General features: G+C 63.5%; 14 protein-coding genes and 1 tRNA gene. 4 read left to right on the plus strand and 11 right to left on the minus strand.

All coding sequences use genetic code 11. The features are described 5' to 3' along the window. Positions 1–12: 12 nt before the first annotated feature. Both ABGX75_RS12840 and ABGX75_RS12845 read right to left on the minus strand, forming a co-directional pair. Complete coding sequence (locus ABGX75_RS12840) at positions 13–450, minus strand: RimK/LysX family protein (RefSeq protein WP_011506542.1); 438 nt, start codon at positions 448–450, stop codon at positions 13–15. Positions 451–453: 3 nt separating this feature from the next. Continuing rightward, positions 454–1488, minus strand: a complete 1035-nt coding sequence (locus ABGX75_RS12845; protein WP_347410567.1) for a DUF3549 family protein — start codon at positions 1486–1488, stop codon at positions 454–456. Between the two features lie 281 nt (positions 1489–1769). Between ABGX75_RS12845 and ABGX75_RS12850 the strand changes: the two genes are divergently transcribed. Next, a complete protein-coding gene (locus tag ABGX75_RS12850) occupies positions 1770–2096 on the plus strand; it encodes a YqcC family protein (protein ID WP_011506544.1) in 327 nt (108 codons plus the stop codon). Positions 2097–2182: 86 nt separating this feature from the next. Here ABGX75_RS12850 and ABGX75_RS12855 read toward each other — a convergent pair whose 3' ends face one another. After that, entirely contained in the window at positions 2183–2770 is a 588-nt protein-coding gene (locus ABGX75_RS12855; protein WP_347410521.1) for an OmpW family outer membrane protein, read from the minus strand. A gap of 248 nt (positions 2771–3018) precedes the next feature. Between ABGX75_RS12855 and ABGX75_RS12860 the strand changes: the two genes are divergently transcribed. From ABGX75_RS12860 to ABGX75_RS12870, 3 genes are read left to right on the plus strand one after another with little or no spacing between them, the layout of a single operon-like run. Further along, the gene (locus tag ABGX75_RS12860) at positions 3019–3303 is read left to right on the plus strand and encodes a hypothetical protein (protein WP_043558071.1); all 285 of its coding nucleotides are present in this window, start codon (positions 3019–3021) and stop codon (positions 3301–3303) included. 18 nt (positions 3304–3321) lie between these two features. Then, positions 3322–4350 carry a glycosyltransferase family 2 protein gene (locus tag ABGX75_RS12865; RefSeq protein WP_347410520.1) on the plus strand — a complete coding sequence of 343 codons (1029 nt, stop codon included), beginning with the start codon at positions 3322–3324 and terminating at the stop codon, positions 4348–4350. Next, positions 4347–4733, plus strand: a complete 387-nt coding sequence (locus ABGX75_RS12870; protein WP_110061311.1) for a GtrA family protein — start codon at positions 4347–4349, stop codon at positions 4731–4733. The genes ABGX75_RS12865 and ABGX75_RS12870 overlap by 4 nt, the downstream gene beginning before the upstream one ends. 59 nt (positions 4734–4792) lie before the next feature. On the opposite strand, the gene putP is transcribed toward ABGX75_RS12870, so the two are convergent. From putP to ABGX75_RS12910, 8 genes are all read right to left on the minus strand, one after another. Then, the gene (putP, locus tag ABGX75_RS12875) at positions 4793–6283 is read right to left on the minus strand and encodes a sodium/proline symporter PutP (protein WP_110061310.1); all 1491 of its coding nucleotides are present in this window, start codon (positions 6281–6283) and stop codon (positions 4793–4795) included. A 192-nt stretch (positions 6284–6475) separates the two neighbouring features. After that, positions 6476–9667: a bifunctional proline dehydrogenase/L-glutamate gamma-semialdehyde dehydrogenase PutA gene (gene putA / locus ABGX75_RS12880; RefSeq protein WP_011506550.1), complete on the minus strand. Its 3192-nt coding sequence runs from the start codon at positions 9665–9667 to the stop codon at positions 6476–6478. Positions 9668–9860: 193 nt separating this feature from the next. Beyond that, on the minus strand, positions 9861–10652 hold the full coding sequence (locus ABGX75_RS12885; protein ID WP_110061308.1) for an AraC family transcriptional regulator: 792 nt from the start codon (positions 10650–10652) through the stop codon (positions 9861–9863). 84 nt (positions 10653–10736) lie between these two features. Next, the gene (locus tag ABGX75_RS12890; protein ID WP_011506552.1) at positions 10737–11096 is read right to left on the minus strand and encodes a hypothetical protein; all 360 of its coding nucleotides are present in this window, start codon (positions 11094–11096) and stop codon (positions 10737–10739) included. Between the two features lie 108 nt (positions 11097–11204). Continuing rightward, positions 11205–12209, minus strand: a complete 1005-nt coding sequence (locus ABGX75_RS12895; RefSeq protein ID WP_110061307.1) for a tripartite tricarboxylate transporter substrate-binding protein — start codon at positions 12207–12209, stop codon at positions 11205–11207. A 235-nt stretch (positions 12210–12444) separates the two neighbouring features. After that, positions 12445–12520 (minus strand) — tRNA-Gly (locus tag ABGX75_RS12900). Between the two features lie 225 nt (positions 12521–12745). After that, complete coding sequence (locus ABGX75_RS12905) at positions 12746–13156, minus strand: CBS domain-containing protein (protein WP_011506554.1); 411 nt, start codon at positions 13154–13156, stop codon at positions 12746–12748. Positions 13157–13243: 87 nt separating this feature from the next. Continuing rightward, on the minus strand, positions 13244–14713 hold the full coding sequence (locus ABGX75_RS12910) for a dihydrolipoyl dehydrogenase (RefSeq protein WP_347410519.1): 1470 nt from the start codon (positions 14711–14713) through the stop codon (positions 13244–13246). Positions 14714–14766 lie beyond the last annotated feature (53 nt).

A 14766-nucleotide genomic window follows, 5' to 3' on the forward strand; every position in this document is an offset into this window, starting at 1 on the left:
AGGTCGGTGACATCAAGGCTCGCCGTGCAGGAAGGCCGCGCCGGGCGCGACCAGGAGGCGGCGCAGTGCGCGCCGTCCGAGCAGCATGGGGTGGCGCATGCTGCGACGGTCGGTCAGGGTCAGCTCGATGGGATAGTCGAGCCCGCCGAGCTGCATGTGCGTACGAATGACATAGCGCCACTGCTCGATGCCGTTCGAGCTCCTGACCTTGCGGCGATCGTACAGTGGCAACTCGAGCGCGTGCGAGGGCGCTTCCGGTCCGCCGCCGCGCGTGATGAAACGCACCCAGAGATGGCCTTGCCGCTCGAAGGTTTCGATGTCCTCGGCGTGCAGTGCCGACGTGCGGGCACCGGTATCGATTTTAGCGCATAGCGTCAGCCCCAGCTCGGGCAGCGTGACCATCTCGCGCCGGCCGATCACGGCCTTGGCTTGATAGGGCAATGCTTTCATGCATCAGTGTTCCAGTTCGGCCAGACGCCGTCCGATGGCGGAGTCGGCACTGGCTTGGCGAAGCGTCATCAGCACCGGCAGGCGCAGGCGTGGCACCAGGGCCAGGTCGCGCACCAGGGCGGTGAAGTTGGCGTTGGGGTTGTCGGCCAGCCGCGTGAGAAAGCGTGGCAAGCGCTGGGCATCCTCGAGATGCGACCAGCCGCGTGCCGCCATGGCGGCGAGCACATCCGGGCCACAGGCGGCATCATCCTCGAGCAACGCATCGTACCAGTCGCCGACACGCGGGTCGCGTCCAGCACCCAGGGCACGAATGATGGCGCACAGCGTCTCCAGGTCGCCTTCGCGAGCGGCACGTTCGGCGCGTTCACGAAGCGGGACCAGACTTGCGTCGACCACGTCGCAATGTTCCATACAGTAGCAGAGCGGCCGCAAGACCTCGACAGGCAAGTGCGCGATTCGCGTGGCCAGCTTGGCTTCGGCCTCGCGTTGCAGGTGGACCACGACATCCGCGATGCCCTGCAAGCCCAGCATTTGCCAGTTGACGTTGGCATCGGCGTCGATGAGATAGGCCTGTGCCAGGCCGTAATGCTGGCTCGTGGGCTGCGCGAAGGCGTGTGCGGCCTGGGCATGCAGCATGGCTTGCTGGTGGAGGTCGGGCGTGAAGACCAGCGGGTTGTCGCGCATCAGGTTATCGATTTGTGGCGCATCGTCGCGCCCCACGGTTTCCACCGTACGCCCCAGTGTTTCGAGCAGACGCTCGATGAAGGCATCGCGCGGTCCCGGCACCAGCAGCCCCTGTTCATCGAGCGGCAGCGCCAGGAACCAGATCAGTGGCTCGCTGGACGCGTCGTTCCCCAGGCGAAAGGCACAGGCCAGGCGTGCCTGCCCGTTCCAGGGCAGAGGCCAGGGTGCGTCGCCGGCCTCGAATTCGGCAAGCCGTGTGGTATCGAACGGCGCGACACGACGCCCCATGTCGAAAAGGCGTACCTCCGCGCCGGTGCGTTGGAAGAATTCACTGAGTGTGGTGATCGACTGCATGCTGCCTCCGGAATCGAGGGCGGCACTGTAGCGTTCGAGACGCACGCTGACCAGCCCCCGAGGCATCGTGTTGATCAAAAAATGACCATTCATGCGTGAGCGGCGTCAATCTTGGCCAAGCGAAGGTTGTCCCACGTTTATCCACAATCTCGTCCCAGTGAACTGTGGGCAAGCGTGGGGAAAAGGAAGGCCCAACAGGAGCCGGCTAGAAAGGCAAGGTGGTCAACCCCCCGTGCGAAGCGCGACAATGGTGACTGGGATGTTTTACTTCAGGAGATGAGATGACGTCGCATGAAGCCTTGATGGAGGCACTGGAGCGCCTGGTCGCGACCTTGCGCAGCGTCGACATGTGGCGCGTGGAGGAGCCGCCTGCGGCGGCGTTCGACAGCCAGCAGCCGTTCTGCGTGGATACCATGGAACTGCCGCAGTGGTTGCGCTATGTCTTCGTGGCGCGGCTTGAAACGCTGGCCGAGACCGAGGCGCCCTTGCCGGCTACCTGCAGCGTCGCACCGGCGATCGATACCTGGCTGAAGGAGGCCTCGCCCAGTGTGCGGCGGGTGGTCACCGAGGCGGTGGCCGAGGTGGATCGCATCGTGACCGAGGCGTGACGCAGGCTTTCCCTGATGTCTGCCTCTCATACGACAACGCCGGGCCCTGAGGGCCCGGCGTTGTCGCGTTCACGTAGGGTCTTGCCTTAGAAGCGGAAGGTCAGGCCGCCACCCACGGTGACCGGGTCCAGATTCACTTCACCGGCGGAAGCGCCGTTGATGTCGGTATCGGAATCGACATCGGTGTAGCTGGCGAAGCCGTTGAAAGCCAGGTTCTCGGTCACGAACAGATCGACACCCAGCTCGCCGACGGCGCCCCAGGAGTCATCCATGGAGACGCTCTGGCCGTTGCTGGCGTGCTCGCTGGAGAACTCGGTGTAGTTCACGCCAGCGCCGGCGTAAGGCTGTACACGCGAGTTGGTGCCGCCCAGCGGATAATACTGCAGCGTCAGGTTGGTCGGGCGCTGCTCGAAGTCGCCGCTGGTGCCGTTGCTGGAGAAGTCGTGCTCGAAATTCTCGCTCGAGGTCAGCGCGACGCCCAGCTTGTCGTGGAAGAGGTAGCCGACGCTGCCCATGAAGCCGTTGTCATCTTCGACGTTGCTGGCGTCGACGTCGGTCTTGGCGATATCGCCACGCACGATGAAGTCGCCTGCGCTATAGGCGAGAGCGGCCTGCGTACCGAAGGCGCAGGAACCGGCAAGGGCGAGGGCGGAAATCAGCTTGATCTTGGTCATGATGGACTCCTTGAGTTGCTTCGCCGTAATAGAACGGCGTTTCCCAATCGACGTCTGCAGTATAGGAAACAGTGTTTTTTTAGTCCAGAAAAATTTTCAAACACTGTTTTTCTCTGCCTGGGGTGAACTATTCGCCATGATGTGCGTGGCATACGCTTCATCGAACCCGGGGCGTGGAACGGCGTCGAACTCGCCAGATGGCGTAAAAGCCTCTTAACTTGCAAGGTGGGCGATGGGGAGAATGAGTGATGGAGCACGTATGGCGTATCGTCGATAGTCGGCTGGCTCCCTGGGGGTCCTTGCTGGCTGCGGCATTGCTGGCGTTCTGGCTGCTGGCGTATCCCGACACGGTCAGGTCACTGGCCTGGCCGGCGCGAGTGGCAACGGTCGTGCTGGGAAGCTGGAGCCTGGGGGGAGGCTTCGCGCATGGCGTGGGGCTCACCGGGGCGCACAAAGGACCTTCATGGTTGCGGCCGCCCTGGTGCTGGGGAGGCATGGCGGTGTTGGTGGCATGGCTGTTTTGGGTGAGCTAGCACAAGCGGAGGAGTGACATGGAGGGTCCCACGGTAGTGTCTGAACATGAAGGTCATGAGGCGTCCCCGCATCGCGCAGCGGGCGATTGGCTGCTATCCATCGTGGTGCCGGTCATGAACGAGGAGGGCGCCATCGGCGCGTTTCTTGCGGCCGTCGACAAGGCGCTCGATGGGCACGTCGCACGCTGGGAGGTCGTGTTCGTCGACGATGGCTCACGCGATGCGACGCTGGCGACCCTGCGCGACGCCAGCCGAGCGGATGCGCGCGTGCGCTATCTGTCGCTGACGCGCAATTTCGGCAAGGAAGCCGCCCTGACGGCGGGACTGGCGCACGCGCACGGCGACGCCATCGTGCCCATGGACGTCGACCTGCAGGATCCCCCGCACGTGATCCTCGAATTCGTGCGCCTGTGGCGTGAAGAAGGATTCGACATGGTGTACGGCGTTCGTGGCACGCGGGAGGAGGATACGCATACCAAGCGTGCCACCGCCGGATTGTTCTATCGCTTCTTCAACCGCCTGTCGGATACACCGATTCCGCACAATGCCGGGGACTTTCGGCTCATGGACCGGCGAGTGGTGGATGCGCTCAATCGCCTGCCCGAGCGCAGTCGGTTCATGAAGGGATTGTTTTCCTGGCCCGGGTATCGCACCACCGGCGTGCGCTACGCGCGTCCTTCCCGCGAGACGGGCAGCAGCAAGTTCAACTACTGGAAACTTTGGAACTTCGCCCTCGATGGCGTCGTGAGCTTTTCCACCTGGCCACTGCGCATCTGGTCATACTGCGGCGCGGTGATCGCCCTGATTGCCTTCCTGTACATCGTGCTGCTGGTAGGACGCGTGGTGCTGTTCGGCAGCGATGTGCCCGGCTATGCCTCGCTGATGACCGCGATTCTGTTTTTCGGCGGCATGCAACTGCTATCGATCGGCATCCTGGGCGAGTACGTGGGGCGGTTGTTCATCGAGACCAAGCAGCGTCCGTTGTACCTGGTGGCCGAAGACAGCGAGACGCTGCATGCCCCCTGCAGTGAAGGTCCTGCTTCATGAGCCGATTGGCAGGCGAGGCCGGTACCGCGGCCCGTTTCGGGCTGGTGGGCATCGCCGCCACCGGCGTGCACCTGCTGGTGGCCGGCGTGCTGCTCGGGACATGGCCGAGCATGTCCGAATTCCTGGCCAACGTCGTGGCGTTCCTGGCGGCGTTCCAGGTCTCGCTGATGGGACATCGACGCGTCACGTTTCGCCGTCGTGGCCGGGCGAAACGTTTCTTCCTGGTGGCATTGGCGGGGTTCGGTCTCAACAATGGCGTACTGGGCACCTTGCTGGCCACGACGCCGGTGCAGGGGTTCCTCGCCGTGGCCATCGCGACCTTGACGGTGCCAGTGTTGACCTACCTGGCGTCTCGCTTCTGGGCCTTCCGCGAGACGCATTGAAAAAGGGCTCCCGAGGGAGCCCTTGATCGATCGCGCGGCGCATGGAATGCGCATCAGGTTCAGCGGGAGATGTGCTTGTATTCTCCGGCGTCGCTGGTCAGGCTGCTCACCACCAGGATCGCGATGAAGGCAGCGATGAAGCCGGGGATGATCTCGTAAACGCCGGGACCGCCCATGAACGATGCGTTCCAGCCCAGAGAAATCCAGATCATGACCGTAGCGGCACCCACGACCATGCCCGCGATGGCGCCGGCACCGTTCGTGCGCGACCACATCAGCGACAGGATGATCAGCGGACCGAATGCCGCGCCGAAGCCTGCCCAGGCGTTGCTCACCAGTCCCAGGACCTGAGAGCCCGGATCGGACGCAATCACGGCCGCCACCAGGCCGACCAGCACGACACTGACCCGGCCGATGCCGACGGTCTCTTTCTCCGTGGCTTCCTTGCGCAGGAACAGGCGGTAGAAGTCTTCGGTCAGCGACGAGGAGGCCACCAGCAACTGGCTGGACACGGTACTCATGATCGCGGCCAGCAGTGCGGCGTAGAGGAAGCCGGTGATCAGCGGGTGGAACAGCAGGTCCGCCAGGATGATGAAGATCGTTTCCGGATCCTCGACGTCCATGCCATTGCGGATGGCGTAGGCGCGGCCGAAGATCCCGAGCGAGATCGCGCCGATCAGGGAAATGAGCATCCAGCTCATGCCGATGTTGCGGGCGACGGGCACGTCCTTCAGCGACCGGATGGCCATGAAGCGCACGATGATGTGCGGCTGACCGAAATAGCCCAGGCCCCAGGTCACGGCGGACAACCAGCCGATGAAGGTCAGGCCGTCCGTCCATGACAAGAGCGTGGGGTCGACCTCGTTCAGCGTCTGCGAGGCCTGGGAGAAGCCGCCGCCGCCTTCGCCGAAGATCACGACTGCCGGCATGATCACCAGCGCCAGCATCATGATGCAGCCTTGCACGAAGTCCGTCATGCTCACGGCCAGGAAGCCGCCGACGACCGTGTAGACCAGCACCACGCCCAGGGTGATGATGATGCCTACCGCGTAATCGCTGAGGCCGCCGATGTTGATGACCCCGGAAAACGCGCTTTCGAACAGCTTGCCGCCTGCCACCAGGCCGGACGCCGTGTAGACCGCGAAGAAGACGACGATGACGATGGCGGAAACCGTCCTCAACGACATGGCCTGGGTCGGGAACCGGTTGGCCAGGAAGGAGGGGATGGTGATCGCGTTGCCATAGTGAACCGTCTGTTCACGCAGCCGTGGCGCGACCAGGAGCCAGTTGAAGAAAGCCCCCACCAGCAGGCCGATGCCGATCCATGCCGAGCCCAGGCCGGAGACGAACATTGCCCCGGGCAGCCCCAGCAGCAGCCAGCCACTCATGTCCGAAGCGCCGGCCGACAGCGCCGCCACTTTGGGGCTGAGGGTGCGGCCGCCCAGTATGTAGTCTTCGGATGTGGACGTGGACTTGCGCATGGCATAAAGGCCGATGCCGATCATGAGCGCAAAGTAGGCGAAAAGGCTTATCCAGACACCAATAGCCATAAAAACGTCTCCTTTTCTTAGTTATCTTAGTTATTAGACCGGGCGTGGCACCGGCGGTTGTTGGTACGCATACGAGCCAGAACGTCGGTGGCGGGCATCACGAACGGGCCGGGCATGGCGATGAAGTCGATGGTGGCGTTGTTGTGAACATCAGCAGGTTCCCTACGTTTGTTGTTTGATGACGAGTGGCCGTCACTCGTCTCCCAGCGCGAGCAGAGACGCGTTGCCGCCAAGGGCGGCGGTGTTGATGGTACGGGTCTTCTCCGTGGCAAAGCGTTGTAGATAGTGCGGTCCGCCCGCCTTCGGCCCCGTTCCCGAGAGTCCTTGGCCACCGAACGGTTGAACGCCCACGACAGCGCCGATGATATTACGATTGACGTAGACATTGCCCACACGAATTTTTCGCGCTATTTCAGCGGCAAAGGATTCGTTGCGGCTATGCACGCCGAACGTCAGGCCATAGCCCTTGGCGTTGATGGTATCGATGACCTGATCGATATCCGCGCTGCGATACCGGGCAATATGCAATATCGGCCCGAATTGCTCGCGCTCCAGTGCCTCGATGCCTTCGACCTCGAATGCAGTGGGTGCGATGAAGTGACCGTGAGCGATGACATCGGGATCGGGCGTTGCCTCGGCGACCAGGCGGCCTTCCTCCTTGAGGCGTGCGATATAGTCGCTGAGCTGGCGGTGGGCGTCCTCGTCGATTACCGGGCCGACATCCGTGCCCAGCTCGCGTGGGTCGCCGATGTGCAGTTCCGCCATGGCACCCTTGAGGATCTCGATGACCCTGTCGGCGATATCCTCCTGAAGGTACAAGACGCGCAAGGCACTGCAGCGCTGGCCGGCGCTCTGGAACGCCGAGCCCACCACATCGACGACGACCTGTTCGGGAAGCGCGGTGGAGTCGACGATCATGGCGTTCATGCCGCCGGTCTCGGCGATCAGGGTCGGCAACGCGGCGCCTTCGCGATCGGCGAGAGCGCGATTGATGATCTGCGCGGTATCGGTGCCGCCGGTAAAGACCACGCCGGTGATTCGAGCGTCGCCGGTCAGCACGCTGCCCACGGTGGGGCCGTCGCCAGGCAGCAATTGCACCACATCGCGAGGCATGCCGGCTTCATGGAGCAGCTCCACGACGCGATGGGCGATCAACGAGGTCTGCTCGGCGGGCTTGGCCAGCACCGGGTTGCCGGCCACGGCGGCAGCGACCATCTGGCCGCAGAAAATCGCGACCGGGAAATTCCACGGGCTGATGGCGGCGAACACCCCCTTGCCGGAGAGAATCAGCTCGTTGGATTCACCGGTGGGGCCGGGCAGGGGGATCGGTGCGTCGAACATCTCTCGGGCGCGCATGGCGTAATAGCGGCAGAAGTCCACGGCTTCGCGGATTTCGTCGACGCCATCGGTCAGCAGCTTGCCGCCCTCGCGCGAGCACAGTGTCATCAACTCGGCGAGGTGCGTTTCCAGAAGGTCGGCGAAGCGCTCGAGGATCGCCGCGCGCTCCTCGACCGGCGTGTCGGTCCAGCGGGGGAACGCTGCCCAGGCGGCATCCACGGCGCGGCGCGCCTGCTCGCTGGTGGTCCACTGCACGTCACCCACGCGCTGACGCGTGTCGTAGGGGCTGAGCACGTCGTGGCACTGCGCGGCGTCGTCTTCCACCGTGAAGGCGAGCAATGGCTTGGCGTGGTATTCGGTCTCCATGAAGGATGCCATGGCATCGATCAGGGGCTGATACTGACTGTTGATGTTCAAGTTGACACCCTTGGAATTCTTGCGTTTTTCCCCGTAGATGTCGCGCGGCAACGGAATCCGGGAGTTGGCATAGGTTTCGTATTGCGACAGGGTCTCCAGCGGATGGACGCAGAGACTTTCCACCGGCACGCGGGGATCGACCAGCTGGTGGACGAAGGACGAGTTGGCACCGTTTTCCAGCAGGCGCCGGACGAGGTAGGGCAGCAGGTCCTTGTGTGCGCCGACCGGCGCGTAGATACGGCAGTAGGTGCCCTGGGGGGCGCGCTTGAGGGCGACTTCATAGAGCGCCTCGCCCATGCCGTGCAGACGCTGGAACTCGAAATGCCGACCCGCATCGTTGGCGAGCTCCAGGATGGTGCTGATGGTATGGGCGTTGTGCGTGGCGAACTGCGGGAAGATGCGCCCGCGGGTCTCCTCCGAGAGAAGAAAGTGCACGCATGCGAGATAGGCGACATCGGTCCCCGCCTTGCGCGTGAACACCGGATAGCCGTCGAGCCCTTGCTGCTGGGCCTCCTTGATCTCGGTATCCCAGTAGGCGCCCTTGACCAGGCGCAGCGGGATCTCGTCGCCGCATTGATCGGCCAGACGATTGAGGTAATGCAGCACCGGCAGAGCGCGTTTCGAATACGCTTGCACGACCAGGCCGAAGTGGCCCCAGCCGCGACATACATCGCTTTCGAAGACGGCGCGGAATACCTCGAGTGACAACTCGAGGCGATCGGCCTCCTCGGCATCGATGGTAATGGCGACCTCATTCTCGCGGGCCAGGGTGACGAGCTGGCGGACGCTGTCGACGAGCTCGTCGAGCACCTGGCTGCGGCGGCCGAACTCGTAGCGCGGGTGCAGCGCCGAGAGCTTGATCGAGACCGAGGGCGACGGTGTCTTGGCGTCCAGCTTGCGGCTGGTGGCGCCGACCCGCGCGATGGCATTGGCGTAATCGTCGTAATAACGCCCGGCGTCGGGGCGCGTGCGTGCGGCTTCGCCGAGCATGTCGTAGGAGTAGGTGTACCCCTTGTCGAACAGCGGCTGCGAGCGCTTCAGGGCCTCGTCGATGGTACGTCCGAGCACGAACTGCTTGCCCATGATCTTCATCGCCTGGTACATGGCGCGACGAATCACCGGTTCGCCCATGCGGTTGACCATCTTGTTGATGAAGTTGGCGGGCTTGCCCTCGCGCGGATGATCGAGCTGAAGGACGCGGCCGGTCATCAGCAGCCCCCAGGTGGACGCATTGACGAACCAGGACTCGCTCTGTCCGACGTGCGCCTTCCAGTCGGCGGGGCCAAGCTTGTCTTCGATCAAGGCGTCCGCGGTGGCCTTGTCGGGGATGCGCAGCATCGCCTCGGCCAGACACATCAGCATCAAGCCTTCATGGGTATCGAGGCTGTATTCCTGAAGCAGCTCGTCGATGGAGTCGACTGCCGTATCCATGTCGCGGACGTCGCGTACCAGTTCGGCGGTCTGCGCGGCGATGCGTTTGAAATCCTCGTCGTCGCTGCGCAGCACCGCGGCCAGTTCGGCGACATAGGCGTTCTCGTCGACACTGTAATGATCGCTGACACGTGCAAAGAGCGTGTCGAGCTCATCGTTCCAGGTGGCGTTTTCCAGCATGGTATTGGCATTCAGCATGTCATGACCCCGTGATGATCGGCGACGCGATAATGAAGGAGGGCGTGCGGAGTCGGCGCCGGTATGACGGCGTCCTTGGTTGTGTCGGTCATCCTCGACTTTAGAGTGGGTCAGTGCGTCGAGTCTTGCCAATTTCTCGGGTCGACGTGTCAAAAAACCCGCTAGGCGACGCTGAGGGGTTGAATCTTAGACGTTAGTCGATGTTGTGATGAGTAGCCGCCAATGGCGTCGCCCCATTGTGCCGCAATCGAGACGGTGGCTGGCCGTAGTGGCGGCGGAAGGCGTGCGAGAGGGCGCTTTGGCTGGCGAAGCCGGTACGCGCTGCGACGTCGCTTAGCGGGATGGCGGCGCCACGCAGGAGCGCGCTGGCGTGTTCGAGTCGCCGACGCAACAAGTATTGATAGGGCGTCAGCCCCGTGTGCCGGCGGAATCGCTCGCTGAAATGGGCTTCGCTCAGGCACGCCAGGCGGGCCAGGTCGCCGACCGTGATGCGTTCGGCGAGGTGGTTTTCGATATAACGGTCGATGGCATCGAGAGCCAGGGGGCGACCCGACGCGAGAGGGTGAAAGTCCGGAGCCAGGCGAGCGTGAAGACAGCTCAGGAACGTCGTGGCGAGGAGTTCGCCATCGGCGTGACGCGGTTGCGACATTTCCTGCACCACGAAATTGAGGTAGTTGCGCAAGGGATCGTCGAGCGTGAAGTAGCGCGGTGCATCGAACAGTCGGGCCAGTTCGCGGTGGGCGCCCGTCAACGAGGGGGCATCGTCGGGGAGGTCGAGAATCAACTGGCGATTGTCGCCGATGCCCTCGTAGTAGTGCACATGACTGGTAGGCACGATGCATCCGGAAAGCGGCGCAATGGTGCCGCCCAGGCCCTCGATCTCGAACTCGGCATGCCCGGCGAGGCCGATGACGATCTGGTGGAAGGCATGATCGTGATGCTTGACCGCATTGTCGAGCGGTGTCAGACGGATGCTGCTGGTCATGGCGGCCCTCCTGAAGTTCGCAGTGGGCGTGACGTGTGCCCAGTGGGCATGGCGCAACGGCACCCTGAGCCTATCATGGGCAGGTCAGGCCTCGCGCAATGCCATGCGCGCCCGCAGATGATCGCGCAACGCCTCGAGTTCATCGCGTCCGACGCGTGACAGCAGCGACCCGCCTTGTGCCACCTGCCAGGGACGGCCGTGCTCTTCCATCAAGTGCTGGGCGCGACGGCGTATGCTCTCGAGGTACTCGTCGTGGCGGATCGGGTAATCGACGACCGTATGCCACTCGGCCACGCTCACACGCTTGTCCAGTGTCTTGTCGAACACGTCGAGCAAGTGAACGGGCTCGGTGCGGTAACGTGGCGTGCGGCTGAGCATCAGCATCGCCACGGTGCCGACCAGAATCGTCAGGCAGACGACGAAAACCAGCAAGAAAAGAAGCATGATGCGATGAGAGGCCGAAACGTTTGCGAAGCCACGAGTCTAGCATGTCCCCCACGGGTTGGCCGAGACGTGTGCCGATGGCCGTGGAATGCGGCCATCGGCGACAGGTCATGACGCGACCAGGCCCAGCGTTTCCGAGAGTTCGCGAATGTCGTTGACCTGCTTTTCGACGAAGCGCTCCATGTCGTCTCCGGATTTGTGGAATGGCAGCAGGCCGTTGGCCTTCATGATCTGCTTCCACTGTGCGGAGTCGTACAGGGTATCGAGCGTCTCTTTCCAGTCCGCATAAGCGGCATCGGAGACGCCGCCGGGCACGTAGAAGCCCCGCCAATTGGGTGCCACGACGTCGATGCCCTGCTCGCGCGCGGTGGGAACATCGCTCAGTTCACCCGGCAGGCGCTCTTCCGAGAAAACGGCCAGCAGGCGCAGGTCGCCACTTTCGACGAAGCTCATGGCTTCGGAGACGTCGCCGGTAAAGGCGTCGAGGTGGCCTCCCAGCAACTGGGTGATGGCGACGGAGCCGGAGTCGAAGGCCAGATACTTGATATCGCGCAGGTCGTCGATACCGGCTTCCCGGGCGGCCATCAATACCTTCAGGTGATCGAAGCCGCCGACGACATCACCGCCCGAGAAACTGACGCTCTGCGGGTCCTTCTCGAGTGCATCGAGCAACTCGGCCAAGTCGTCGTAGGGGGAGTCTTCGGGCACCGCGACGATGCCATAGTCGGCGCCCATGGCATTGACCCAGCGGACCTGGTCGCGATCGCCACCCGCATAGCGGCGTTGGGCCAGACGCGTGGTGGTGGCAGTGGAGGCTGCGACGATCAGGTCGTCGTCGTCATTGCGCTTGGCGCGCACATGACTGAAGGCCACACCGCCGCTGGCGCCGGGAATGTTGACGGTTTGCATGCCGGCGGGAATCAGGTCGAGTTCCTGCAAGGCGCGCGCCGTGGCCCGGCAGGTGAAATCCCATCCTCCGCCGGGTTTGGCGGGTGCGATGCAGTCGGTCTTGCCCTCGGGGGCCGCGTGAACATCGAAGGCGCTCAGGGCCAAGGGCAAGCTGCAAAGCATGGCGCCCAGCCATGCCCGGGTGTCGCGTGGAAAAGTCGTCATGGTGTTTTCATCTTTAGCGTGAGTGTCCAGCAGCGTGATTCTGCCCAAAAGTCTCCATGCGCGCGACTCGACCATTGGCGAGGCGTGGAGGGCGGACGAACAGGACATGCGATGCCTGACAGTACGGCGAGAAAACAACATGGGGGATCGGGCTAAGAGGGACGATCGGATGGCGATCTACCGGACTGGCGCACAGCTCGCGGTGCTTTGGGCTGCTCGAATATTTCATGGGGGATGGAGCGGGCAACGAGGCTCGAACTCGCGACCCTCAGCTTGGGAAGCTGATGCTCTACCAACTGAGCTATGCCCGCTCGACGGGAAGGGATGTTAATCAAGCGTGACGTGGCTTGGCAAGCCCGATGAGCGCTCCGGCGAGCAAAAAAATTCACGCTGGTGGAACTTTTGCCGTCAGCGGGGTCAGAGTAAGGCAAGAGACGTTATTTCCCGGCAGTCGCTAGGGTATTCGTTTTGAGCTTACTGTTCTCGATTGACCGCCGCGCCCTGCGCGGCGGTTTTTTTATGGCGGGCGGAGGGGCTCAGCAGCGGCTGCGCATCTGCAGCAATGCCGCCAGTATTTCGCGTCGCGTCACCAGGCCCACGACATGCCCCTCGTCGACGACGGGGTAGACCTTGGGGCGTTCGCCACGCATGGATTCGGCCAGGTCGACGATGCTCTTGTCCGGCGTGACGGTCAGCACGACCTCACGCATCAGTTCGCCCACCAGCGACGGCTCGCCGCAATGGTAAGCGCTGTCGAGCAGTTGCCCCAGCACATCCTGTTCCGAGATGAAGCCGATCAAGCGGTCGTTGGCATCGACCACCGGCGCCCCGGGGAGCCGGTGGCGTGCCAGGCCGTCGGCCAGCGTGGAGATCGAGGTGTCGGCGGTGACGCGGTAACCATCGCGTAGCATGATATCGCCGACAACGGCGGGGGATGAGCGCGTCATGGCAGGTCTCCTAAGCATCGGCGGGCATGACGCCGTGGCGGCGTCATGCCGTTGGCGTTGCACCGCGCGGAGCACGGTGCGAGAACGTCAGTCGCCCGGTCCGCACTCCATGCAGCGCTCGACCACCGCCGGCCCCAGCTGGAGCTTGGCGTTGAGATCGCGCAATGCGGTGCGCAAGCCTTCCTCGACGACCGGGTGATAAAACGGCATCTCCAGCATCTCGCTGACGGTCAGGCGTTGCTGGTGCGCCCAGGCCAGCAGGTGTCCGAGGTGCTCGGCGCGCGGTCCGAAGATCTCGGCACCCAGGAACAAGCCGGATCCCTGCTCGGCATAGACGTGCATCAGCCCCTTGTTCATGCGCATGACCCGTGAACGGCCCTGGTTTTCGAAGGATACTTCACCGACCGCGAAGCAGTCACAGTCGCCATAGCGCGTCTCAAGTTGAGGATAGCTCATTCCCACGGTGGCGATTTGCGGATCGCTGAAGACCACGCCCAGCGGCGTACGCCGATGCCCGGCGCGCACATCGGGATAGCGTCCCGCATTGTCGCCGGCGATGCGCCCCTCGTCCGAGGCTTCGTGGAGCAGCGGTAGCTCATGATTGGCATCGCCGGCGATGAATACATGACTCGGAACGCCGTCGTCACCCCGGCATTGCAGTGTATGGCGGTTGTAGACCGGGACGCCGCGTGCATCGAGCTTGAGGTGCGCGGCCTCGATATCGAGCTTGTCGACGTTGGGGCGCCGACCGGTGGCCGCGAGCAGATAGTCGAAGCGTTCGGTCAGGCGCTCGCCGGTGGTACGTTCGATGAAGGTAATGACCACGCTGTCACCGTCACGCTCGATGGACTCGACGGTGGCATCGGGATCGACGTACAGCTCAGCGTTGAATGCACGTTCGGCATAGTCGCGAATCTCGGCGTCCTGCAACGGGCCGAGGGCGCCACCGACACCGAAGATACGCAGGCGCACACCGAGCCGGTGCAAGGCCTGGCCCAGTTCCAGGCCGATGACACCGGGGCCGAACAGAGCCACCGATTCCGGCAGGGTCTCCCATTCGAAGACGTCGTCGTTGATGACCAGGCGGTCGCCCGCGGCCTCGAAGAAGCTGGGGTAGGTCGGGGTGGAGCCGCTGGCGATGACCACCTTCTTCGCCTCGACACGGGTTTCTTCATCGACGATCAGGGTATGGGCATCGGCGAAGCGCGCGTAGCCGCGCAGCTTGTCCGCCTCGGGAATGCCTTCCACCGACTCGATGACGAAGCCGACGAAACGGTCGCGCTCGCGGCGTACGCGGTCCATCACCGCACGGCCATCGACGCTTACTTCGCCGCTGACGTTGATCCCGAAGGGCGCCGTGTCACGAGCGTGGTGCGCGGCCTCGGCGGCGGCGATCAGCAGCTTGGAGGGCATGCAGCCCACCCGAGCGCAGGTCGTGCCATAGGGGCCGCCCTCGATCATGACCACCGAGTCGGTGTGTGCCTTGGCGGCTCGGTAGGCGCCGAGTCCTGCCGTGCCGGCACCGATGATGGCGACATCCACCTTGCGTACTTCCATGCGTATTTCCTTTTATCCTCGTGAGTTTCAAGACGATGATGAAGACCACGGCG

Origin of the sequence: Chromohalobacter sp., assembly GCF_039830575.1 — a bacterium.
GTDB classification, from domain to species: Bacteria; Pseudomonadota; Gammaproteobacteria; order Pseudomonadales; family Halomonadaceae; genus Chromohalobacter; species Chromohalobacter israelensis.

What these genes read in the sequence shown, in the direction of transcription:
- ABGX75_RS12840 (WP_011506542.1), bottom strand. Translation starts at nt 450, where the DNA reads ATGAAAGCATTGCCCTATCAAGCCAAGGCCGTGATCGGCCGGCGCGAG.
- ABGX75_RS12845 (WP_347410567.1), bottom strand. Translation starts at nt 1,488, where the DNA reads ATGCAGTCGATCACCACACTCAGTGAATTCTTCCAACGCACCGGCGCG.
- ABGX75_RS12850 (WP_011506544.1), top strand. Translation starts at nt 1,770, where the DNA reads ATGACGTCGCATGAAGCCTTGATGGAGGCACTGGAGCGCCTGGTCGCG.
- ABGX75_RS12855 (WP_347410521.1), bottom strand. Translation starts at nt 2,770, where the DNA reads ATGACCAAGATCAAGCTGATTTCCGCCCTCGCCCTTGCCGGTTCCTGC.
- ABGX75_RS12860 (WP_043558071.1), top strand. Translation starts at nt 3,019, where the DNA reads ATGGAGCACGTATGGCGTATCGTCGATAGTCGGCTGGCTCCCTGGGGG.
- ABGX75_RS12865 (WP_347410520.1), top strand. Translation starts at nt 3,322, where the DNA reads ATGGAGGGTCCCACGGTAGTGTCTGAACATGAAGGTCATGAGGCGTCC.
- ABGX75_RS12870 (WP_110061311.1), top strand. Translation starts at nt 4,347, where the DNA reads ATGAGCCGATTGGCAGGCGAGGCCGGTACCGCGGCCCGTTTCGGGCTG.
- putP (WP_110061310.1), bottom strand. Translation starts at nt 6,283, where the DNA reads ATGGCTATTGGTGTCTGGATAAGCCTTTTCGCCTACTTTGCGCTCATG.
- putA (WP_011506550.1), bottom strand. Translation starts at nt 9,667, where the DNA reads ATGCTGAATGCCAATACCATGCTGGAAAACGCCACCTGGAACGATGAG.
- ABGX75_RS12885 (WP_110061308.1), bottom strand. Translation starts at nt 10,652, where the DNA reads ATGACCAGCAGCATCCGTCTGACACCGCTCGACAATGCGGTCAAGCAT.
- ABGX75_RS12890 (WP_011506552.1), bottom strand. Translation starts at nt 11,096, where the DNA reads ATGCTTCTTTTCTTGCTGGTTTTCGTCGTCTGCCTGACGATTCTGGTC.
- ABGX75_RS12895 (WP_110061307.1), bottom strand. Translation starts at nt 12,209, where the DNA reads ATGACGACTTTTCCACGCGACACCCGGGCATGGCTGGGCGCCATGCTT.
- ABGX75_RS12905 (WP_011506554.1), bottom strand. Translation starts at nt 13,156, where the DNA reads ATGACGCGCTCATCCCCCGCCGTTGTCGGCGATATCATGCTACGCGAT.
- ABGX75_RS12910 (WP_347410519.1), bottom strand. Translation starts at nt 14,713, where the DNA reads ATGGAAGTACGCAAGGTGGATGTCGCCATCATCGGTGCCGGCACGGCA.